The 20843-nt window shown below is 52.9% G+C and carries 19 protein-coding genes; 10 read left to right on the top strand and 9 right to left on the bottom strand.

The annotated features are described in order from the left end of the window. Nucleotides 1-32: 32 nt before the first annotated feature. A complete protein-coding gene (locus FH871_RS00275) occupies nucleotides 33-2291 on the bottom strand; it encodes a S8 family serine peptidase (RefSeq protein ID WP_138989354.1) in 2259 nt (752 codons plus the stop codon). 313 nt (nucleotides 2292-2604) lie between these two features. On the opposite strand from FH871_RS00275, the gene FH871_RS00270 reads away from it, so the two are divergent. Then, complete coding sequence (locus tag FH871_RS00270) at nucleotides 2605-3660, top strand: alpha-hydroxy acid oxidase (RefSeq protein ID WP_138989353.1); 1056 nt, start codon at nucleotides 2605-2607, stop codon at nucleotides 3658-3660. 105 nt (nucleotides 3661-3765) lie between these two features. Here FH871_RS00270 and FH871_RS00265 read toward each other — a convergent pair whose 3' ends face one another. From FH871_RS00265 to FH871_RS00240, 6 genes are all read right to left on the bottom strand, one after another. Beyond that, nucleotides 3766-4647, bottom strand: a complete 882-nt coding sequence (locus FH871_RS00265) for a pirin family protein (RefSeq protein WP_138989352.1) — start codon at nucleotides 4645-4647, stop codon at nucleotides 3766-3768. Between the two features lie 147 nt (nucleotides 4648-4794). Continuing rightward, complete coding sequence (locus tag FH871_RS00260; protein ID WP_138989351.1) at nucleotides 4795-5973, bottom strand: CHAT domain-containing protein; 1179 nt, start codon at nucleotides 5971-5973, stop codon at nucleotides 4795-4797. A 113-nt stretch (nucleotides 5974-6086) separates the two neighbouring features. Then, entirely contained in the window at nucleotides 6087-6590 is a 504-nt protein-coding gene (locus FH871_RS00255) for a hypothetical protein (RefSeq protein WP_138989350.1), read from the bottom strand. A 124-nt stretch (nucleotides 6591-6714) separates the two neighbouring features. Then, a complete protein-coding gene (locus FH871_RS00250) occupies nucleotides 6715-7959 on the bottom strand; it encodes a sugar MFS transporter (protein WP_138989349.1) in 1245 nt (414 codons plus the stop codon). 166 nt (nucleotides 7960-8125) lie between these two features. Then, nucleotides 8126-9268 (bottom strand): serine protease, encoded by a 1143-nt coding sequence (locus tag FH871_RS00245; protein WP_138989348.1) that lies wholly within the window; start codon nucleotides 9266-9268, stop codon nucleotides 8126-8128. Nucleotide 9269: 1 nt separating this feature from the next. Beyond that, nucleotides 9270-9845, bottom strand: a complete 576-nt coding sequence (locus FH871_RS00240; RefSeq protein WP_138989347.1) for an RNA polymerase sigma factor — start codon at nucleotides 9843-9845, stop codon at nucleotides 9270-9272. Nucleotides 9846-9987: 142 nt separating this feature from the next. Between FH871_RS00240 and FH871_RS00235 the strand changes: the two genes are divergently transcribed. From FH871_RS00235 to FH871_RS00195, 9 genes are all read left to right on the top strand, one after another. Then, the gene (locus FH871_RS00235) at nucleotides 9988-10173 is read left to right on the top strand and encodes a hypothetical protein (protein ID WP_114405693.1); all 186 of its coding nucleotides are present in this window, start codon (nucleotides 9988-9990) and stop codon (nucleotides 10171-10173) included. A 178-nt stretch (nucleotides 10174-10351) separates the two neighbouring features. Then, nucleotides 10352-11212 (top strand): hemin ABC transporter substrate-binding protein, encoded by an 861-nt coding sequence (locus FH871_RS00230; protein ID WP_138989346.1) that lies wholly within the window; start codon nucleotides 10352-10354, stop codon nucleotides 11210-11212. A 20-nt stretch (nucleotides 11213-11232) separates the two neighbouring features. Beyond that, nucleotides 11233-12339 (top strand): iron ABC transporter permease, encoded by a 1107-nt coding sequence (locus FH871_RS00225; RefSeq protein ID WP_138989345.1) that lies wholly within the window; start codon nucleotides 11233-11235, stop codon nucleotides 12337-12339. A 21-nt stretch (nucleotides 12340-12360) separates the two neighbouring features. Further along, a complete protein-coding gene (locus FH871_RS00220; RefSeq protein ID WP_138989344.1) occupies nucleotides 12361-13200 on the top strand; it encodes a heme ABC transporter ATP-binding protein in 840 nt (279 codons plus the stop codon). A gap of 12 nt (nucleotides 13201-13212) precedes the next feature. Next, a complete protein-coding gene (locus FH871_RS00215) occupies nucleotides 13213-14253 on the top strand; it encodes a hemin-degrading factor (protein WP_138989343.1) in 1041 nt (346 codons plus the stop codon). Next, nucleotides 14253-14480 (top strand): hypothetical protein, encoded by a 228-nt coding sequence (locus FH871_RS00210; RefSeq protein ID WP_138989342.1) that lies wholly within the window; start codon nucleotides 14253-14255, stop codon nucleotides 14478-14480. The genes FH871_RS00215 and FH871_RS00210 overlap by 1 nt, the downstream gene beginning before the upstream one ends. Before the next feature lie 53 nt (nucleotides 14481-14533). Next, nucleotides 14534-15133: an HmuY family protein gene (locus tag FH871_RS00205; RefSeq protein ID WP_138989341.1), complete on the top strand. Its 600-nt coding sequence runs from the start codon at nucleotides 14534-14536 to the stop codon at nucleotides 15131-15133. A gap of 65 nt (nucleotides 15134-15198) precedes the next feature. Then, nucleotides 15199-15555: a DUF6686 family protein gene (locus FH871_RS00200; RefSeq protein WP_138989340.1), complete on the top strand. Its 357-nt coding sequence runs from the start codon at nucleotides 15199-15201 to the stop codon at nucleotides 15553-15555. A 224-nt stretch (nucleotides 15556-15779) separates the two neighbouring features. Next, the gene (locus FH871_RS00195) at nucleotides 15780-16931 is read left to right on the top strand and encodes a hypothetical protein (RefSeq protein ID WP_138989339.1); all 1152 of its coding nucleotides are present in this window, start codon (nucleotides 15780-15782) and stop codon (nucleotides 16929-16931) included. An 81-nt stretch (nucleotides 16932-17012) separates the two neighbouring features. Here the strand turns inward: FH871_RS00195 and FH871_RS00190 are convergent, their stop codons facing one another. Next, a complete protein-coding gene (locus tag FH871_RS00190; RefSeq protein WP_138989338.1) occupies nucleotides 17013-18407 on the bottom strand; it encodes an HmuY family protein in 1395 nt (464 codons plus the stop codon). 141 nt (nucleotides 18408-18548) lie between these two features. Beyond that, complete coding sequence (locus tag FH871_RS00185; protein ID WP_138989337.1) at nucleotides 18549-20822, bottom strand: TonB-dependent receptor; 2274 nt, start codon at nucleotides 20820-20822, stop codon at nucleotides 18549-18551. Nucleotides 20823-20843: the final 21 nt, after the last annotated feature.

Raw genomic sequence — 20843 nt, 5'->3', positions numbered from 1 at the left:
CGAAATACCATTGTTCTAAGGGGAAAACCGTGTTAAATACGTCCGAAACTCTGGATGGAAGGGGCCGTTAGCACCAGCGCAAAATCCTGCGAAATCGGTTTGGGAATATTATAGGCACTGACCTTGATCAGATACCGCCCCGGTTGCGCAGCCTCCAGCCGAATGACCTCCACGTTGTTTTTCCGATCCGGGGTTTTCAACAACTGATTGGCCACGGCGTCCTGGTTGCCGACCCATTTGGTGGCAGGCCCGGCTGCCGGGCGGTGTTCCAGCGTCAGATCGAGGTCGTTTTGCAGGGAGCGGCCGGGAGAATCCGTGTAGACCAGACACAGCCGCAGCCAGCTTGCCGCCGGGAGGTTAAACGCAAACTGAAACCGCTGGCCGGTTCTTACAAACCGGAGCAGGGGATCGTTTTTCCAGGAATCGATAAAAACCAGATCAAACGTTTCCGCAGCGTTCGGGATGGTCCGGCCCATATCGATGCCCCCAAAACCCTGGTGAAAATTGGGCAGGGTAGGGTGTTCGGCCACGGCGCTTCGGCCCGTCAGCCATTTGGTGCCGTTGACGAGCGTGGCCCGGAGCAGTGCGGCACTGGGTTCGGCCAGGTTCCGGTCTTCGATGTAATATTGACGAACCAGCGCAGCACAACCCGCCACGAGCGGAGAGGCCATGCTGGTGCCGCCGTTGTAGGCGTATTCCGGGCGGGTGTCGGGTCCCCAGAAGTTCCGGAGGGGGGCCAGTTTGGATTTGGCCGAAACGATGTCGGTTCCGGGGGCCACCACATCGGGCTTGATCCGCTCGTCGTCGCATGGCCCCCGGCTACTGAACTCAGCCAGGGAGGTGGGGTCGCCCGACACGGTTTCGGACGAACTGGGATTGACCGGAAACGAACCGCTCCAGACATTGCCGTAGGTGAGCGCTGCGAGTCCGCCTGTCGTGCGGTTGCTGCGGCTGGCACCCACCGTCAGGGCATTTTTGGCCGTTGCCGGCGACCCCACCGAAAGCCAGTCGGCAAAACCGGGCTGCACCCGCTGGCTGGCTTTGGACGCGTCGCCGTCGTTGCCGGCCGCAATAACAATGAGCATATCCCGGTGTTGATCGACATACTCGTCCACTTCGTTGGAATTGAAGGTATACCGGGCTTCGGTATTGGCACCCCAGCTGTTGTTGTGAATCCGCGCTCCCTTCAGGTAGGCTTCCTCAAACAGATCGGCGAGGTTGAGCGGCAAACCGCCCAATCCGCCCCGCGCATCGAGCAAAGACTGGAAAAAAATGGAGGCTTCGGGGGCGGTTCCCTTGATGGCTCCGCCCGACGCCGACCCGTCACCGGCTACCGAGCCAGCCACGTGGGTTCCGTGGCCGTTCGGGTCGGAATGGTCGCCGGGCCGTCCCAGACCCACCGCACCAATCAGGCGATTGACCAGATCCGGATGGGTGTCGTCGATACCGGTATCGGCCACACCCACAATCTGACCTTTCCCGGTTTGGGGAATGTTGGTCGTCGTCAGCCCCGGCGGTACGGGTGCGTTGTCGATCCGGAGCAACTGACGGGCCGCGTCGTTGAAGAGTTTCGGGAGTGTATATTCTTCAATGTCAAATACTTCTGGCATGGATCGGAGGTCGTCGAGCAGGGGGTCGTCTTCCAGCGCCTGAATGCGAATTTTCCGTCCTTTCGCCTGAACCACCAGGGTATTCCGGTCACGAAGGGCATCCACCACGATGTCGAGATCGTCGGGCAAATGGAGCAGCACGTCGTACGTTTTTATGCTGCCCAACTGCGGAATGCCCCCGCCGATGCCACGGGTCGTCGTTCTGCTCTTGATGGCGGGTGTGGCGTAGCGCACCACGTCCGTGACGAACGACTCGTTGCGTAAATCCTGCACCTGCGCAATGGACAGTCGGGCGGAGAACGAGTTGGGGGGAAAAAACTCGATTGGGCTGACGTCCAGCATGTGCAGCCGATCGCGCTGGGATTCCAGCAACGGACCGTTCAGGTATACTTTGTAAAAATCAATGTCGCGCGGAAAATCTTCCGCATTCTCCACAAAACCGCCCCGGGGCCGGCCAACGGAGAAACTCCCCGCCCGACGCGGATCATCGTCAGCGGCAGGCGGTTCTGAAACCGGGATTTCTTCCACAATCAGACCCTGTTCGCGTAAGGCTGCAATTTGGGTGTCGTCGGCACTGCCAATGACAAAACTCTCGGTTTCTTCGGTCTGGGAGAGCAATTGCCGGGCGGCATTTTGCTCAAACTCGTGCATGAAATGAGCAATAACACGTTTGATCGCCATGGCGGTAGGAGGAAGGATTTAGGGTGAATGAAGGACCTGTCGGGTGTTGATGAAGCGGGGTGTTCCGGCCCGATCTACCAGACAGGAACGGGTACTAAGGTATCATTCTGAAACCCAGAATCCATCGTCTCGGAAACGGTTTTTACTGAACGGTAATTTGGGAACCGTTGGCTCGTTTCGCATTGAAAAACCGCCAGGAAAGGAGTGAATGAAGGGCCGGTGGTTGACAGGAAATTTCGGATTTTGAACCTGTATTTCGGGTAGAATTGGACCGGATTTTCCATTTGTACGTTGGAAAACCAAGAGAATCCGTATGGAAGAAAGACCGCCCGGTGCCCTGCCGCGTGATTTATCAACTTTGCTCAATCTGTTTGACTTCGAAGAAAGTGCGGTTGACTGGATGACGAAAATGGCGTACGAATACGTAGCGAGCGGGGCCGCCGATGAACTGACCCTCCGCTGGAACCGGCAGGCTTTGGATGCGATCAGGCTCAACCCGACGGTTTTGACGGATGTGAGCCGGCTCGACACCCGCGTGTCGCTTTTTGGAACCCGCTTATCGCATCCCATTCTGATTGCGCCCACGGCCTACCATCGGCTCCTGCACCCCGAAGGTGAACTGGCTACCGTCCGGGGAGCCGGAGCGGCTTCGGCACTGTACGTCGTCAGTTCGTTTACGACCACGCCCCTCGCTGAAATTGCGGAGCGGGCGACGCAGCCGCTCTGGTTTCAGCTTTACGTTCGGGACGACCGGGCGTTTACCAAAGATCTGATTCAGGAAGCGGAAGCCCTGGGCTATCGTGCCCTTTGCATTACCGTGGATACGCCCACGCCCGGCGTCCGGAACCGGGAACACCGGAGCCGATTTAAATTGCCGGACGGCGTGCGCACGCCCCACATGGGCGGGCCATTGGTCGAGAAAAAACCGCTTACCTGGAAAGACATCGAGTGGATTCAGTCATTTGCCAGAACACCGGTTTTGTTGAAGGGCATTCTGAACCCGGACGATGCCGAACGGGCGGTTCAGGCGGGCGTTTCGGGCCTCATCGTTTCCAACCACGGTGGCCGGAATCTGGATACTGTACCCGCCACGATCGACGCCCTTCCGCGCATTGCCGAGCGGGTCGACCAGCGAATACCGGTTTTGCTCGATGGCGGCATTCGACGCGGAACGGATGTGCTGAAAGCCATTGCCCTGGGTGCCAGCGCGGTTTTGGTTGGTAAACCGATCTGTTTTGGCCTGGCCTGCGGAGGAGCCGAGGGCGTCGCAAAAGTGCTGCAAATTCTGCAACATGAACTGGAGCTAGCCATGACACTGACCGGTCGGGCGACTCTCGCTAGCATCGACCGCTCGGTGATCTGGCAATAAGACGGCGGCCTCATTCGCCAGCCATTTCTCACCCGATTTTCACCGACATCATCGTGCGACCACCGTTACCAGGCTACCGATGGCGCAGCCCTTACGGTTTTTGCTTCAGATTCGGTGTTGCGGGGGCAGCGGCACCACATCGGTTTCGCCCTCGATCATGGGGAATTCACCATTTTGCCACTGCTGTTTGGCCTGTTCGATAAGTTCGAGGCTGGTGGCTACAAAATTCCAGTAGATATGGCGTGGTTCGGCAAAGGGTTCTCCGCCAAATACATAAATCGTGGTGTTGGCGTTGATCGTAAATTCGCAAAGCTGGCTGTTTTTGGCCACCAGAATGCGTTTGGGTTCGTATGTATGGCCTTCGCTTTCGATGCTGCCTTCCAAAATATACAGGCCCGCTTCACCAATCAGTTCATGGCCAATGGTCAGGGTTTTCGTAACTGGACTTTTGATTTCCAGAAAGAAAAGATCGCTGTAAACCGGCACGGGTGATTTTCGCCCAAAAGCCGTCCCTGCAATCAGTTTGTAGGAAACGTCATCGGTTTCCCAGGCCGGTATTTCGTCGGCATTCGCGTGGAAGAACGAAGGCGGCATTTCTTCCAGCTCTTTCGGCAGAGCCACCCAGATTTGCAAACCGTGCAGGCTTTTGTCCGAATGACGCAGGTGTTCCGGGGTTCTTTCCGAATGGACGATACCTTTTCCAGCCGTCATCCAGTTGACCTGACCGGGGGTGATTTCTACTTCCGTGCCGAGGGTGTCTTTGTGGAAAATGGCTCCGTCGAAGAGATAGGTGAGGGTCGACAGGCCGATGTGTGGATGGGGGCCGATGTCGATGTTCTCGTGATCGCTCAGGTGGGCAGGTCCCATGTGGTCGATGAAAATAAAAGGCCCCACCATTCTCTTTTCACGAAAGGGTAGGAGCCGACCGACCAGAAAATGGCCAATGTCGGCCGGGCGTTCTTCAATAATGATGGATATGTTCGACATAGGAACCCTACTTAAAAAGACACAATAAGAAACGCTGATCGAGACGGTCCACCGTAGCGCCGGGCGGGCGGAGCCGTTGCAATCCCGACTGACTCTGTAACCAATTTGTAATTCGCACTTTTTACTCGTTTATAAGCTTTCCGATGGCTATTTTTGACTATTCTGGCTAAATAAAACAATCCCATCGGTATCTTTTCCTAATTGCAGTCCGATTTCTACTTTGCCAAATTCAAATGCTTTTGGAATCGTATTACCGCCCGCAAGAGCCTTGTAAAAGCCAACTGTGAAGCTGATAGCAACTTGGTCGGAAATAGCGTCTTCTATCCCTATGACAAAAGGGATATACATAGCTATCGCATCAGCTTGATCTTTTGAATAACATGAATTTAAAATGACGCACGAGACTTTAGACGAAAGCAGTTTGAAGAGATTCGTTAATTCGTTTTTTTTAATTAGTTTACTATTGCCAAACTGATCTTCTACCTGTATTCCCGTAGTGCTTCCGTGTCCCGAGAAATGAATGATATCAGGGGAGAAATCATGAATGGCTTGTGTTATATCCCCGGCGCGTACTGCATTTCTACTATCAAGTATAAATTTATTTCTCAATCGTCCCTTAAGAAGAACTTCATTAATTTCACGATATTCTTCCTGAAGCCTTAGCCGAGCGTTATTGACTGGATCCGAAGCGAGAAATAAGACTCGGCATTTGCTTGTTTTAATGACCTTTTTTGATTTTTTACCCGATATGGGTTCTATTCGAGTTAGCTGATTAATTTCTCTTCTGTAATTTTCCAGGGACGAACGGTTATAATGTCGAAGTCCCCCACTTCCAAAACATTCAGCTTGTTGAAGGATAGTGGAAAGCGCATTGTCTATTTCATGTTGACTAGACAGTCGATTCAACTCTCTTTCGAAAGCGAAAAGAAACTGTTTGTCATAAAAATTATTGAGATCTAAATGCAGAAATCCGTCAAAAAGAACTAGCATGTCCTTTTCATTTACTCTGGCGGAAGTTTTTGCAATGATTCGAGTATTAGATTGAAAAAGATGGGCGATTTCGGCAATCCGAAGGCTGGAAAAACCAATGGTTAATCGGTACATAATCCAATCATATTTCGCATCCATCAGGATATTGCAAATTAATTCATCGGTTATCTCTTCCGGTGATATATAGTCGCATTTAATCTCTCTTTTAAGTGTTCGTTTTAAGAAATGTATAATGAGGGCATATTCAGACTTACGTGCGTCGTTTTCAATAATAAGACCATTGGTGAATGAAATGGGATCAGTTTTTTCAGCTAAAACAATACTATGATCGTTCATGCGCTAGCAGTATCTGGTTGCGTTGACAGTATTTCTAATAAATGGAAACCTATTAATTTAATTGACGCCCGTCCAGCGGTCGCTTGGTGGCTTTTGGATTGCCTGATACCCCCTCACAGCCGTCGCTCGTGGTGAATCGAAATGCTATAACCGCTATAGTTTCCGGCAATGCCGTTGCCCGAGTCGGCGGGTTTGAAACTGACAACGATTTTATCTTTGTAAAAGATCTGGCGTTCCGTCCGTTCCGAACCGGCCACGGTTTCGGCGGGCTGAAAGCCCATTCCGATCAATTCCCGGCGCAAAACCGCCTGCACGGTTTTGGAAGGCTGCTGAAAATTCAGTAAGCCCAGCCGACCGTTGCAAATGTACTGAATCAGGGCCGACGTTTGGTTCAGCGAACTGACGTAGGGAAACGCCTGAAATTCGTAAATACAAGCCGGATTTGCTACACTTTCGGAGCGGTTTTTGAACAAAAATCCTTTTCGGAACAGGCAGGAATCAAACTGGGCGGTTTTCAGGCAGGTCAGGTCGATGAGTTCGCGCATTGTGATTTGCTGGGCAAAAACCGCGCTGCTCAGAAGGAGGAAAAGGGAAACGAAACGATACCGGCGTGCCATGTCGATTTGTAGGGAGTAGTGATGTTATTCGTTTTACAAACAAATAATTTGCCAGACTTGCCTGAAAAGCGAAACGCCAGCACAGGCTGGCGTTTCGCAATACAATACCGATAAGCGGGGGTGTTTAAACCGGTTTCGAAAATTTGGAACCGAACAGAAAAATGACGGCGTAACAAATAATCGGGAGGTAATAGGCCGCAGCCACATCGTATTCGGCGACGGCACCCATCGCAAACGGAAAGAGCGCACCACCGCAGACACCCATCGAAATAAACGAAGCGGCTTGCTGTGTATGGGAACCCAGGTTTTTCAAACCCAGACTGAAAATGGTCGGAAACATGATACTGAAAAAGAAGTTCAGCATCAGCAGTGCGATGAAGGAAGGCCAGCCCCAGCTTTGGGCGATGATGAGACACATGACGATGTTGCTGGCGGCAAAGATCGCCAGCAGCGAATGGGGAGCGATAAAGCGCATCAGGAAAGTGCCGACAAACCGTCCGGCGAGCATGAGTCCCATGAACAAAACCATGTAATTCCCGGCGGTTTCATCGGAAAAGCCCATTTTTTCGTGGCCGTAATTGATGAAAAACGCCCAGGTTCCGGCTTGAGCGGCAACATTGAAAAACTGGGCAATGACAGCCCAAACGAAATGCCGGTGTTGAAAAAGACCCTTCCCCGGTTCAATATCCACATTGACAGCTTCCGGATCGACGGCGGCCGCACCGTGCGGGTCGGTCAGCGCGGGGACTTTGACGAACGAAAACAGCACCGCAATCCCGGCGATGACGCTGCCAATGACGATGTAGAGCGTCTTGACCGACGTCAGGTCCGTGCTTCCTTCCGTATTGCCCCGCAGCAGAAAGTAGGCACCGATGGCGGGCCCCATGATGGCTCCCAACGCATTGAATGCCTGGGCAAAATTGATCCGCTGGTCGCTCGTACGCTGGTCGCCGAGGGAGGCCACAAACGGGTGAGCCACGGTTTCAAGGGTAGAAAGTCCGCAGCCCAGGATGAACAGCGCCAGCCCGAAGTAGGTAAAGGATGCCGCGTTGGCCGCCGGAACGAACAGAAAGGCACCCGTAGCAAAAAGTCCCAGACCCAGCAAAACACCGGCTTTGTAGCCAAACCGCTTCATAAAAAGACCGGCGGGAATCCCCATCACGAAGTAGGCTCCGAAAATGGCAAACTGGACGAAAGCCGACTGGGTTTTGGTCAGGCTCAGGACATGCTGAAAGTGTTTGTTGAGCACATCGCCCATCGTGATGGCAATGCCCCAGAACATGAACAGGGAGGTGACAAATACGAGGGTAATGAGGTACTTCTTATCGGTGAAAGCCGCGGGCTTTCGGTTACTGACACTGGCCTGCATAAGAAAGAGTTCGTTTAGATTCGGGTCAAGGGTTGCTAAGACGTCAATTGAAGGGACAAGGTAACGCTTAATTTTAATTTGGTAAATGAAGCTCATAAAAAAGCCGACCTCTTTCGGAGTCGGCTTTCAGTTGGAATGGATAGGCGTGAACCGGGGTTCCGGAGACTTATTTTTCGTGCTTGAACACCTTCACCATGTAGACACTTTCCTGGATTTTCTTGATCTGATCCTTTCGGGCGAGTTTGGCGAGACCGTTCTTGCGGCTCATCCGGATCGAGTTGTTTTTGAGCGAATCAGTCGGAATGGCGGAAATGGCCCGGAACAGGTAATCCGTTTTGATGGCAAACGTAGCGCCTTCCGTGGAGGTTTGCTTGCCGCTGATGATGCCGATCACATTGCCTTTTTCGTCCAGCAGCGGACCACCGGAGTTCCCGGGGTTGACACTGATGGCCACCTGATACGCCGTGGAGTCACCCCGATAGCCGGTTTTTGAACTCAGATACCCTTCGCCGTAAACGATTTCTTCCCGTGGAAAACCCAGCGTAAAGACGCGCTCCCCGAGATCGGTTGGCCCGGCTTCAAAACCGTAGGGCAGAACGGTTTTCACCCGAAAGGCACTGTCTTCGTGAACCTGCAAAATGGCCAGGTCGTATTTACGGTCGGCGTAAACAACCTTCGCTTTGTAAATATCCCCGTGTGTACTTTGGATATACACCGAGTCGGCATCCTGAATGATGTGCGTGTTGGTGACCAGATACCCGTCCGGCGACAGCAGAAAGCCCGAACCGGCCACCTGACCCGGATTGATCTGCAAGGCGCGTTCGCGGGCGTTCAGGTCCTGCAAAATCGCGTTTTGCGAGCGCCGGATGGCCTGCAAGTCCCGGCGCATCATGCTATATTGTTCTTGTTGCTTGTGGCTCGACTGGTATTGCCGCACCAGCATCAGCGTTCCGAAGGTCGTAATGAGCGCAACCGAAGCGGCCACCGCCAGAATGGGGCGGTAGGTTTGCCACAACTGCCGGATCGTTCCGCCGTTGCGGTGCAGTTTCCGAACTTTAGACACCTGACTGGCTTCGTCCCGAACGGCGTCCATGTCCAGGCGGGCATGAATCCGGTTCAGACGGCTGCGGAAGTCCGTCCGCTGGCCGTAGTTTTTCAGGGCCTTTGCCAGTTGCTGTTGTTCCAGGGCGCGCTGGGCCAAAACCGGATCTGACCGACGGAGCGTTTCAAATTCCAGCCGTTCCGTTTCCGTCAGCTCGTTCCGAAGCCATTTGTCAATCCAGTCGGTGAATTTTTGGTGGTCGATCATCTTACTCCTCTTTAAAAACTGAAAAGAACAACCGTTTAAGCCGCATCAGACACTTGTATTTCTGTGTTTTGGCATTGTCGGCGTTCGTATAGCCAAATTTTTCGGTAATGTCCTGCATCGACAGATGGCGGATGTAAAAATCCTCCAGCAGCGTCCGGCAGGGTTCTCCCAGGCGGTCGAGCGAATCGGCCATCAGGTCGAACTGGCGGTCACGAGCCTCATGATCAATCAGATCAGCGTCCACATCGGCCAGATCTTCGGTATCGATCAGTGAATATCCGTTTCGACTCCGCTTCGATAACTGCTTGAGCCAGAGCCGGCGACTCACCGAATAGAGATACGTCTTTAACTGGCAATGCAATTCCAGCGAATCCGATGTCACTTTCTCGTACAGGACGATCAGCGTTTCCTGATAAATATCTTTGGCATCGTCTTCGGTGCCGCTGTTATTCTGAATCAGGTGCAAAACCATCGGAAAATACCGCCTGTATAGTTCTTCCAGCATCTCGTCCGAACCGTTGGCTAACCCTGCAAGCAGTTGGTCGTCAGATACATGCAAACGGTTGGACTCTGTCATTGGTTCCTTGCATACTTAATACGATTCCGGGTCAAATGTAACCCAAAAATAAATTTTAATTTTTCTGAAAAAAGATGGGTTACCTAATGGTCATTTCGGTATTAAAGGTGAGATCTAAAAAACTTTTAAACTAACTACTCTCATGAAACGTATCGTTAAATCTGTATTGTTCGTTGCTACAATGGTTTCTTTGGCTGCTGCTTGTCAATCAAAAAAAGCTGAAGATACAACTTCAACGACGGACTCAACTGCAATGTCTTCAGACTCTTCTATGATGTCTGACACGACGATGGCAACTGACAGCATGGCTGCTGATTCAGCAAAATAATTCTACGTTTCTATAACGTACGAAAGCCGCTCAGCAATGAGCGGCTTTTTTGTTTTTAGGCCTGTCAAACCAGTTTTGACACAATTCTAATTTAGACTAGTAAAAAATAATCTAGCTTAACAGTTGTTTATTTAGAAATAGTCTAATTAATTTGTGCTACCCAAACGACTGGTTCAACATGGCGAAGAAACTCTATTGGCTTATCATTTTCCTGACGCTCCGTGTAACGACGTTTGCGCAGGGCGTTCCGAAAACCGAGCGGATCGTCTCCCTGAACGGAACCCTGACCGAAATTCTCTGCGATCTGGGGCTGCAAAACCAGTTGGTCGGTGTCGACATCACCAGTACCTATCCGGCGGCTATGGAGAAAATGCCGAAAGTGGGACACAATCGAAACATCGGTGCCGAAGCCGTTCTGGCCCTGCGTCCCACCGTCATCATTGGTGTTCGATCCAACGGAAGCATGGATCTGAAGCCGGAAGTGCTGCAACAATTCAAAAGTGCCGGGGTGAAAACACTGATTTTTGATCAGGAAACGAGTGTGGCCGGCACCAAAAAACTGATTGCTGAGGTCGCGAAAGCCTTTGGTGCTTCGGCGAAAGCAGTGGCCCTCACCCGCAAACTGGACGCCGATCTGGCCAGGGTACGAAAACCGGCTAAAGTCCAGAAAGTACTCTTCATCTATGCCCGCGGCACCGGAACCATGATGGTTTCGGGCCGGAATACACCCATCGAGAAAATTATCCAACTAGCCGGGGCGCAGAATGCCTTCAACGAATTCGAAAGCTTCAAACCGCTGACACCGGAAGCCCTGGTGAGTGGTAATCCGGATGTGATTCTGCTGTTTACCAGCGGATTGGAAAGCCTGGGCGGGATCGACGGTTTGCTGAAGGTGCAGGGCGTTGCCCAAACCAACGCTGGTCGGAACCGCCGGGTGATTGAAATGGACGGGCAGTTGCTGACCGGTTTTAGCCCCCGACTGGGACTGGCCGTGCAGGAGTTGAGCCGGAAACTCAGTCAGGAAGTATCCTTGAAATAAAACGGAATAGCCCTACTCGGATGCAAACGGATTTGACACCACCCGTAACGACCCAGCCGCTCCCGCAGGCTTCCCGGCCCGGCTTGTCCCGCTCCAGTGGCTGGTGGCTGAATGGCTTGCTGGCCGTCCTGTTGATTGTTGTGATGATCTGGTCGGTGGGCATCGGTGCCGTGTCGATTCCCATTCCGGATGTGCTGGCCATTCTCCTCAAACAGATGGGTTGGGAAGTTGGCGTCGTAGAAACCCAGCAGGAGACGGTTTTGACCGTCATCCGGTTACCGCGAATCCTGCTGGGTGTGCTGGTGGGGGCCGTGTTGGGAATTTCGGGAGCCGCCATTCAGGGCTTGTTCCGGAACCCGCTGGCGGACCCGGGTCTGATCGGGATTTCGTCGGGTGCATCGGTCATGGCGGTTTTGATGATCGTGTTGCAACTGCGGGTTTTCAGCGATCTGTCGTCGCTATCCGGTTTGTATGCGCTGTCGCTGGCGGCTTTTGCCGGTGCGGTCGGCACGACGCTCCTGGTCTATACCCTGGCTCGTAAAAACGGCCGAACCGTGGTTTCGACAATGTTACTGGTCGGCGTTGCCATCAACGTTTTTTGCGAAGCCCTGCGCGGACTGATGATGTATCTGGCCGATGATGCTCAGCTTCGGGCGATTTCCTACTGGAGTCTGGGGAGTCTGGGCGGTGCCAGTTGGGAGGTGTTGCAGGTGGCCACGCCCTTTCTGCTGGTGCCGGTTCTGCTGATGCCGCGTCTGAGCAAATCTATGAATGCGTTTGCACTGGGCGAGAGTCAGGCCGGACACCTCGGCGTCGATGTGTCAAAACTGAAACGGAATGTGGTCATTCTGGCCACGCTCGGTGTGGGCGTTGCGGTGGCGGTTTCGGGCGTCATCGGTTTCATCGGGCTGGTCATTCCGCACCTGATCCGGCTTGTTTCGGGTGCCAACCACCGCACGGTATTGCCCGGTTCCGCTTTGTTGGGAGCCATTGTCTTGACGTTATCGGACCTTGTTGCCCGAACGCTGGTGGCACCTGCCGAACTGCCCATCGGAATCATTACCGGAATGATCGGCGCGCCAACGTTTCTGTTCATGCTGGTGCGGGGCGCGGGCGAGAAACCATAAACCAATCAACCACGAAGTTCTATGCTGGAAGCGCAACACATCACCTGCCAAATCAACCGAAAAATTCTGCTGGACGACGTGTCACTGGCGGTAAGGCCGGGGGAACTGGTGGCGGTGGTCGGAGCCAATGGGGCCGGGAAATCGACCTTGCTGAAAACCTTCAGCCGGGAACTGACGCCCACGCAGGGACTCGTATTGCTGGATAAAAAACCGATTCGGGGATTTTCGGCCCTGGAACTGGCCCGGCGACGGGCGGTTTTGGCCCAGCAAAACCCGCTGGCCTTTGAATTCAGCGTCTATGAATTGGTGATGATGGGGCGGTATCCGCATTTTGATGGTCATCCACGGCCTGAAGATCACGCAATTGTCGCGTATGCCCTGGAGCGAACCGGTATTTTGCATTTGTCCGGGCGGGCCGTGCCGACGCTGTCGGGCGGGGAGCAGCAACGGGTGCATCTGGCTAAAATACTGGCTCAACTGATGGATGTTGACGAAATGAACCAGCCCGAAGTGCCCCTTCGCCAACCCAAATACCTGCTGCTCGACGAACCGACTACGGGGCTGGATTTTTATTACCAGCACAGTTTGCTGGAAGTGGCCAGCGGGTTGACCCGGCGCGGTTACGGCGTCATCGCCATTCTGCATGACCTCAATCTGGTGATGCAATACGCCGATAAAGTGCTGTTGCTCAAGGAAGGCAAGGCGCTGGCTTTTGGCAAACCGGTTTCCGTTCTGACGGCGGATTCCATTTTTAAAGCGTTTCATTTATCCGTACAAATTATTCACCAGCCGGAACTGGATGGCCCGTTGATCGTTCACACCCGGCAGACTGTTCCTGTTCCCTTTCCTTCTCCAATTTAGCGAACCAAAAACATGACAACAACCGTTCTGGATCTCAAAAAACAGTATGCGGCTTTTAAGGCCGAAAATCCCAAAGTGCGCATTCGCGATGCGGCTAACCAACTGGGTGTCAGCGAAGCCGAACTGGTGGCGACGGGCCTGGGCGAAACCGCCATCCAACTGGAAGGTGATTTTCGCGAACTGCTGAAAGAAGTGCCGACGCTGGGCTACGTTATGGCCCTGACCCGCAACGACAGCGTGGTTCACGAACGAAAAGGCAACTACCTCAACGTGTCGTTCAACGGCCATGTCGGTCTGGTATTGGGCGAAGACATCGACCTGCGCCTGTTTCTGGCAAACTGGAAGTTCGGGTTTGCCGTCCACGAAAACGACCGCCGGAGCTTGCAGTTTTTTGCGGGCGATGGCGAAGCGGTTCACAAAATTTACCTGACCGACCAAAGCAATGGTACGGCTTATGACGCCCTGGTTGCCAACTACCGGGCGGCTGAGCAGACGGGAAATCTGGACCTTGAACCCAAACCGGAAGCGGTCGTTCCAACGCCGGATGCGGACATCGACGGGGCGGCTTTTCAGGAATCCTGGCTCAACCTGAAGGATACGCACGAGTTTTTCGAGATGTTGCGGAAACACAAGGTCTCCCGTTTGCAGGCCATGCACCTGGCACCGGAAGGTCATGCCCTCCCGATCACAATGGAAGCGGTGAAAAAGGTGTTTGCCGAGGTTTCCAAAACCGGGTTGCCGATTATGATTTTTGTGGGAAACCGGGGTTGCATCCAGATTCATACGGGTGAAGTCCGGAAACTGGTTTCGATGGGGCCGTGGTTTAACGTGCTCGATCCGCAGTTCAACCTACACCTGCGGGAAGACCAGGTCGCGTCGGCCTGGGTCGTGAAAAAGCCCACGACTGACGGCATTGTCACCAGCCTGGAATTATACGACGCGGAAGGCAATCAGATTGCGCTGATTTTTGGCAAACGGAAACCCGGTCTTCCCGAAAAAACCGAATGGCGTGATGTCATTGCGCAAACGGCGCTGGCAGGAGCCACACACTGATGAACGTACTGGTCTTTCGAACGAACATCAATTCCGGGCAGCGGCTTCACAAAGCGGCTTGCCGGTTGTGTAAACTCCGGGGCATTTGCCGGTGGAGCGTCGACATGGAAGACCGTGATTGTGTGTTGCGGATCGAGTCCCAGGAAAATGGTTTGGAATCGCTTAACGAACAGGCTGTCATCCGCCTGTTGACCAAAGCCGGTATCGCATGTGAAGTGCTGTCCTGATCTGAAAAACCGGTAAACCACCAAACTACTCAGTAAAACCGTACCCTCTGAAAATGAATTCTTTAACGATCGCAAAGCTGCTTCTGGGTGCCGTGTTGCTGCACCCATCCGTTCAGGCCCAATCGGTAAAAGTCGATACCGTCCATGATTTGCCCGCCGATCCGGCCAGCAACGACCCGCAGTCGGGCCGACCGATGGGCTCGACCAACCGGTTTACGTTTTTTAGTTTTAAAGACGGCAAACAAGTCCCCAACAGCGATTCCGCGACGGCGAAATGGGACATCGGTTTTCGGGCTACAACCATTATTGTGAATGGCGGAACCGGGCGGGCGGGTCAGGGGGGCGCGTATGTCCACAACGGAACATTCGAAAGCCTGACCGCCCTACCGGAAAACGCAGCCTTTGCCGTCGATGACAATGCCAACAAACTGGCGATTCCGACCGGTTCGGGAAATGGCTGGTATACCTACGGCGGTGGCGTGATTGCCCCGACGGCCGATAAAATTCTCGTGATCCGCACCGGCGATGGCAAATACGCCAAAGTAGAGATTCTGGGCTATTACAAAGGCGGGCCGGACGGACCTGGCAGCGAAAGCCGGTATTACACCTTTCGCTATGCGTACCAACCTGACGGCAGCAAAAAAATCCAGTAACCCGTACGCTATCCACATCATCCGGCGGACGCATCCGTGACTCCGCCGGCTTTACCGACTTTGTTATGGCTGACCGCGATGCCCGTTTTATTACACTGGCCCAAACCGAACACGGCGAGATTCACCTCTGCCGGGGTTGCAAGGCCAACCTTAGTTTTCGGTTCAACAACATCTTCCAGATTATGTCACCGGGCGAGTTCCAGCAATTATTCCGGCACGTCGAGTCGATCGATATCGACGGTTTTTTTGCCCGGCACCCGGCGGATTGCGCCGGTGAGATTCGGCGGCTTTACCTCGGCACAACCGTTGAACCCTTGTATTTCTGTTTCACGAGGATCGAACTGGAACAGTTGAAAGGCATCCTGCACAACGCCATGGCGCGGATGAATACGCTGGAGAAAGCGTGGACGGAACTAAATTAAGTTACGTCTGGGGAAAAAACGAAGACAATACAGTAAAAGCTATAGTGAGTAGGATAGAAAAAGCAGGGTCTTTGACGCTGCTTTTTTTTTAATAGGACAATTCGTCAGACCTTTGCACGTAGTAATAAAGAGCAGAGACTTGGAATTACGGTGGTTGATACTGATAAATAGCGATCTAGGTCTCTATTCTTTGCTCAATCTCCTTTAATCAAAAATAAAACACAATGAGTAAAGTGTATCAAATCCGGCGGTTGGCCCTTCTGCTGGTAAGCGGCTTCACGATTGGGCTGGTTTCCTGCCAGGAAGAAAGGGACCCGGATGTCCGGCCCAGGCTGAACATTCCACAGGTGTACGACAGTGTCGGGTATCGTTTTAATTCGGAGCCGTTGCAGCCTCTGATTCAGCAATTTGCGGATTTGGTTGGGGAGGCCCGGAAAGGAGGACAACGGGGGACGTATGTTTCGGAGGAATCGCTCAACGCGGCTTTTACGCAGGGCAATTTCAGTTTGCTGTCCGTCACAACGCCGTATTTTGCCAGCCGTCTTCAGGCCCAGAACAACGGTTTTTTTGCTGAACTCTCGAAAGCCAGTGGCGGAACGTTTTATCCGTTTGACCGGAGTTGGGAAGGGGGCGTTTATGGCACGTACCTGTTTGATGAATACGGTTTGGAAATGGGGCAGATGATTGAAAAAGGGCTGTATGGCGCGGCTTTGTACAATTACGCCCTATCGCTGACCAAAGGGACTTTTACCCCGGCGACAGCCGACCAGATTCTATATGTATACGGAGCCAGCCCGATGTTTTACAACAGCGATAACGGCACTTTTTACCAGAATCCCGACCGGCTGATGGCGGCTTATGCGGCCCGGCGGGATGATGCCACCGGTACGGGTTTATACAGTCAAAACCGCCTGGCATTCATTACATTGCAGGCGGCTTTGCAGGAAGGAGAGGATTACAATACCTACCGGGATGAAGCCCTGGCTGCCATCAAACTGAACTGGGAAAAAATCAACGCGGCCACGGTCATCAATACCATTCACGCCAGTACTTCGATTCTGAATTCAACCGGCCTGACGGAGCAGCAGCGGGCGGATGTGTTGCATTTGATCAGCGAAGCCGCCGGTTTCCTGCACGGCTGGCGGACGATTGACGCAGGCAATAAGAAAATTACGGACAACCAGATTGACGAACTACTGACCCTGTTAAATGCGCCTTACGACCGTTCTGCATCGGTGTATCGCTTCGTGACCAATACCACCGAGGAATTGCCAAAATTGAGCCAGGCCGTAGCGAGAATTCAGGGTATTTACGGATTTACCAACGAAGAAGTCGAGAGTTTCCGCCGGAATTATGTCGCCGATCAGGCCAGATAGGTTTACGGATTATGATATTCAGTTTATGGTGGCTGACGCGCGCTTACAAAAGAATGCGTCAGCCACCGTAAACGTAAACCGTTAGACTTTCTTCACCAGTTTGTATTCGATATTCGGATAGCCTCTTACGCCACCATCGGACGAGGTATAATTCAGGAATTTCAATTTATAAACGTTGCCGACGGCGTCTTTTATGACGTAAAACCGATCGGATTTAACCCCCGCAGCAACGCCATTCGGACCCGCTGAGGTACGCCAGTTGCTGCCGATTACATTGCGTTCTTTTTTGAATGTCGTTGTCGTAATGTTCGTTTCGGCATAGGCTTCGTAGGTAACGGTGCTGGTCAGCACTTCTGCCGCTTCAACACCGCCCAGGTGATTGATGAAAACAAAATCCGCGTAGGTATAAGGAACGGATGCCGTCGCGCTTAAAGCCGCTTTATAGGTCGCTAATGTCCATTCGATATCCCAATTGGTTTTCGCCGGTTCCACTTCGGTTAGCCCTTTTTCGAAGGATACATAACTGAAATTTAAATTGGCGTCTTTCGCGATATCCAGCGTCTTAAACGTAGTTTCGGCAATCTGCGCATATTGCAGCGTATAACCGGTTCCCTTGCGGATCACCCGCACTTTATACCAGGCTTTGGCCGCCGTTCCTGACGTTCCCGGATTGATGATGTATACTTTATTGTCGGCATCCGTAGCGGAAATGGTTTTGATAACGGTTTTGGTTACATCGCCTTCTACATCATCCACATTATCGAAGCTGCCCGTTCCCTGGCTCAGAATCAGGATGTTCCGCAAGCCGACCGTGTCTGCGGCTGTAACCTGACTCAAGTCCGTTTTGGTCAGTTCTTTGGCCGAAGCACCCGTTGTGCCATTGATGACAACGCGAAAATCCGTACCGCCGTAGAACCCAAGATCCCAGCTATTGCGGGCCACCGAGGTTTGGGCGTTGTTGCTGAAATCGACAAAAACCGAATTGACCGCGCTGGAACCACCTTCGCCACCGTTTAATTTCAGTTGCGAACCCGTCGATACGATCGATGAAAACTTCAGCGCTGCCGTGGCTTTTGTGCCGACTAAAACCGGGCTGGCGGCTGACTTAATCGTGAAATTAATGGCCTCTGTTCCGCTCAAAAAAAGATTGGCGGCTTTGATTACTTTGAATGAACCCGTGTTGCTTCCGGCCGGAATGGTAAAGGTCAGGCTGTTGTTCGTTGCCGCCGGATTGGTTGTAAACTGGGTGCCGTAGGCGATACCGCTGGGTGCGAGATCGATGGTGATGGCCGTGGCGGTTTCGGCATTTCGCGTCAATGATAATTTGACTTCCGTTTCGGTTTTATCGGATTCAAACCCCTGCTCACTGGCATCAAATTGAACCAGGTTATCGGGTAGCGGGGGATCATCCTGTTTGCAGGCACTGAGGCAGACACTAAAAGCGAGGAATACGAAAAAGGAACGTACGGTGTTCATGGATGTACTGAATTTATGAAATACAGAAAATTAATTGGATTGATTTGAGAATAAAGAGCTTAGACAAGAGAGCAAAGACTGGAGGATGAGGGCTGGTTTGTTGTCTTTACTCTCTTGGCGCTACTCTTTATTCTAGAAAAATTACTTACTCCACTGGAAATGTAACCCGACAAAATAAGACCGTCCGTAACTCAGCGGAACGGCCCCGCCGGTGCTGTGCGAACCGCCGGTGTCGGTCGACGTATTGTTGAGCCGCGTGACATTGAACAGGTTTTTGGCACCGCCATTCAGTGTGACGTATTTCGTAATGGATTTGCTGATCGTCAGGTCGGCCCAGTGGTAATCGGCGGTTTCGGCCAGGCGTGTGACCGGTTTTCCTTCTGCGTCGGTCAGGCTTTCGTAAGTCGGCCTTTTGCCGGTGTACTTATAAAAGAGACTGACCTTGGTGTCGATCTTTTGCAGGTGATAGGTCAGGTTGGCATTGACCTCCGGTGACCAGACAAACTCGGGTAAACTCCGGTCGTCCTGCGTTAAACTGTTATAGCGACCGATGTGTGAAAAACCGATGGTTAGCTGAAGGTGGGTCGTATTCAGGGTGTTATTGAACGTGCCGCCAGTGGTTTTGAACCGGTCGATGTTGATGGTTTTCATCACGCCCGGATTATTGGGGTCGTTGCCATACGCAATCAAATCATGGAAATCGTTGTAAAAACCGGTCAGGGTGGATGTAAGCCGGAGCGAGCCGGTGGTCACTGACCGCCAGGTGATGGAACCGTTGAAACTGTTGGAATACTCGGCTTTCAGGTTTGGGTTGCCGGTGATGGAATGGCTGGCATCGAAGAAGTTAAAATACAACTCACGCAAAGCCGGCGAACGAAAACCGCGGGCGTAGGCCAGCCGCAGATCCGTATTTTTGTGTAGGGTGATTTTCGTATTCAGGGACGGAATAACCGGTGGCGCGTCGTAAACCGAGTTTTTTACAAACCGCAAACCCGGCCGGATGGTGATGGCGGAGGACGGTTTGAGTTCCGACGAAACAAAAAAAGCGTAGTCGTTGATCGACGGTGAACCCAGGATGCGGGCACCGCTGGCGTTTTCCGTGTTGATGTCGATGCCGGGCTGTAGCGAAACCGCCGACGAGACTTTGTAGTGGGCCGTGACCCGAAACACCTGGCTGACAAAGTCCGAAACATCCTGCTCGCCCTGGCCGAGTGACAACGTTCGCCGACCGGTCGTTAAATCGAGGGTAGTGGTCTGGGTGCGACGGCTGTAGTCGGTGTACGACACAATACCGTTCAGTTGCAGCCGTTCACTGGCCCGCCAGTCACCCTGCACCTGGTGGGTCAACCGGCTGGTGATGAAGTTCTGGTCCCGGGCCTGGTTGGTGTTCACGTTAACGGCACCCAGCGCATTGATGGTTTCATCGACCGCATCCAGCCGGTACCAGACGTTGAAATTATCATTTCGAAATCCGAATTTGACGTTGCCCAGCCACTGCTCTTTGGCGTGCCAGTCTTTCGTTCGGGTCAACGACGTTCCCTGCCAGCCGCCAAAGTCATTGTGCGTTCCGCCTACGCCCACGTGCCAGCCATTCTTCTGCCAGGTCGCTCCCAGGTTCTGGTTGTGCGCACCTTTTCCGCTAAATCCTTTGTATTCCTTCCCGACGGATTCTTCCTGAATGCGCCCCGACAGCGCGAGTCGTTCGCTGCCCGGTTTTTTGGTGATGATATTAATGATGCCGGCCAGCGCGTCGGTGCCGTAGGAAACCGACATAGGGCCTTCGACGATTTCGACGCGTTCGATGGTGTTGATGTCGATCTGGTTCAGGCTTTCGCGGGTGTCGCCCCGGTCGACCATCGGAACGCCGTCGAGCAGAATTTTGACGTTCCGGCCCGACATTCCCATCAGTTGAATGTCTGAGGTACCCAGCGTCGCATCGTTGGAAAACCGGATGCCCAGTTCGTTGTTTAACACGCCGATGAGGTTGGTGGCACCCCGCAGTTGAATGCGCTCACGGTCGATGGTGCGAATCTGGTAGACCGACTGCCGGACGGATTGCGGTTCGTACTGGCCGGTAACGACCACATCGTCCAGTTGGCGGGCCGATTCGCTGAGAATGGTTAACGGAATCGTGACGGTTTCGCCGACTTTTACGCGAACCGGAATGGTTTGGGTTCCGAAGCCAAGCGACTGAATCACTACACTATAGCGACCTTCCGGGGCTTCCAGAAAATAGTGTCCTTCCGCGTCTGTATTGGTTCCATACCGGGTTGATTTCAGCAGAACCGTCGCCGAAACCGCTGGTTTTCCGTCGGCAGAAACCACCCTCCCGCTGATTTTTCCGGTTGATTCCTGCGCCCGGACCAGCGTACTGATCAGTTGGAAACAGCACAGATAGAGGAAAACGTACCGCATTGCTACAGAGAATAATTTTTA

Origin of the sequence: Larkinella sp. C7 (assembly GCF_006149005.1) — a bacterium.
Lineage (GTDB): Bacteria > Bacteroidota > Bacteroidia > Cytophagales > Spirosomataceae > Larkinella.
This window is presented reverse-complemented; position numbering and strand designations above follow the sequence as displayed.

What these genes read in the sequence shown, in the direction of transcription:
- FH871_RS00275 (WP_138989354.1), bottom strand. Translation starts at nt 2,291, where the DNA reads ATGGCGATCAAACGTGTTATTGCTCATTTCATGCACGAGTTTGAGCAA.
- FH871_RS00270 (WP_138989353.1), top strand. Translation starts at nt 2,605, where the DNA reads ATGGAAGAAAGACCGCCCGGTGCCCTGCCGCGTGATTTATCAACTTTG.
- FH871_RS00265 (WP_138989352.1), bottom strand. Translation starts at nt 4,647, where the DNA reads ATGTCGAACATATCCATCATTATTGAAGAACGCCCGGCCGACATTGGC.
- FH871_RS00260 (WP_138989351.1), bottom strand. Translation starts at nt 5,973, where the DNA reads ATGAACGATCATAGTATTGTTTTAGCTGAAAAAACTGATCCCATTTCA.
- FH871_RS00255 (WP_138989350.1), bottom strand. Translation starts at nt 6,590, where the DNA reads ATGGCACGCCGGTATCGTTTCGTTTCCCTTTTCCTCCTTCTGAGCAGC.
- FH871_RS00250 (WP_138989349.1), bottom strand. Translation starts at nt 7,959, where the DNA reads ATGCAGGCCAGTGTCAGTAACCGAAAGCCCGCGGCTTTCACCGATAAG.
- FH871_RS00245 (WP_138989348.1), bottom strand. Translation starts at nt 9,268, where the DNA reads ATGATCGACCACCAAAAATTCACCGACTGGATTGACAAATGGCTTCGG.
- FH871_RS00240 (WP_138989347.1), bottom strand. Translation starts at nt 9,845, where the DNA reads ATGACAGAGTCCAACCGTTTGCATGTATCTGACGACCAACTGCTTGCA.
- FH871_RS00235 (WP_114405693.1), top strand. Translation starts at nt 9,988, where the DNA reads ATGAAACGTATCGTTAAATCTGTATTGTTCGTTGCTACAATGGTTTCT.
- FH871_RS00230 (WP_138989346.1), top strand. Translation starts at nt 10,352, where the DNA reads ATGGCGAAGAAACTCTATTGGCTTATCATTTTCCTGACGCTCCGTGTA.
- FH871_RS00225 (WP_138989345.1), top strand. Translation starts at nt 11,233, where the DNA reads ATGCAAACGGATTTGACACCACCCGTAACGACCCAGCCGCTCCCGCAG.
- FH871_RS00220 (WP_138989344.1), top strand. Translation starts at nt 12,361, where the DNA reads ATGCTGGAAGCGCAACACATCACCTGCCAAATCAACCGAAAAATTCTG.
- FH871_RS00215 (WP_138989343.1), top strand. Translation starts at nt 13,213, where the DNA reads ATGACAACAACCGTTCTGGATCTCAAAAAACAGTATGCGGCTTTTAAG.
- FH871_RS00210 (WP_138989342.1), top strand. Translation starts at nt 14,253, where the DNA reads ATGAACGTACTGGTCTTTCGAACGAACATCAATTCCGGGCAGCGGCTT.
- FH871_RS00205 (WP_138989341.1), top strand. Translation starts at nt 14,534, where the DNA reads ATGAATTCTTTAACGATCGCAAAGCTGCTTCTGGGTGCCGTGTTGCTG.
- FH871_RS00200 (WP_138989340.1), top strand. Translation starts at nt 15,199, where the DNA reads ATGGCTGACCGCGATGCCCGTTTTATTACACTGGCCCAAACCGAACAC.
- FH871_RS00195 (WP_138989339.1), top strand. Translation starts at nt 15,780, where the DNA reads ATGAGTAAAGTGTATCAAATCCGGCGGTTGGCCCTTCTGCTGGTAAGC.
- FH871_RS00190 (WP_138989338.1), bottom strand. Translation starts at nt 18,407, where the DNA reads ATGAACACCGTACGTTCCTTTTTCGTATTCCTCGCTTTTAGTGTCTGC.
- FH871_RS00185 (WP_138989337.1), bottom strand. Translation starts at nt 20,822, where the DNA reads ATGCGGTACGTTTTCCTCTATCTGTGCTGTTTCCAACTGATCAGTACG.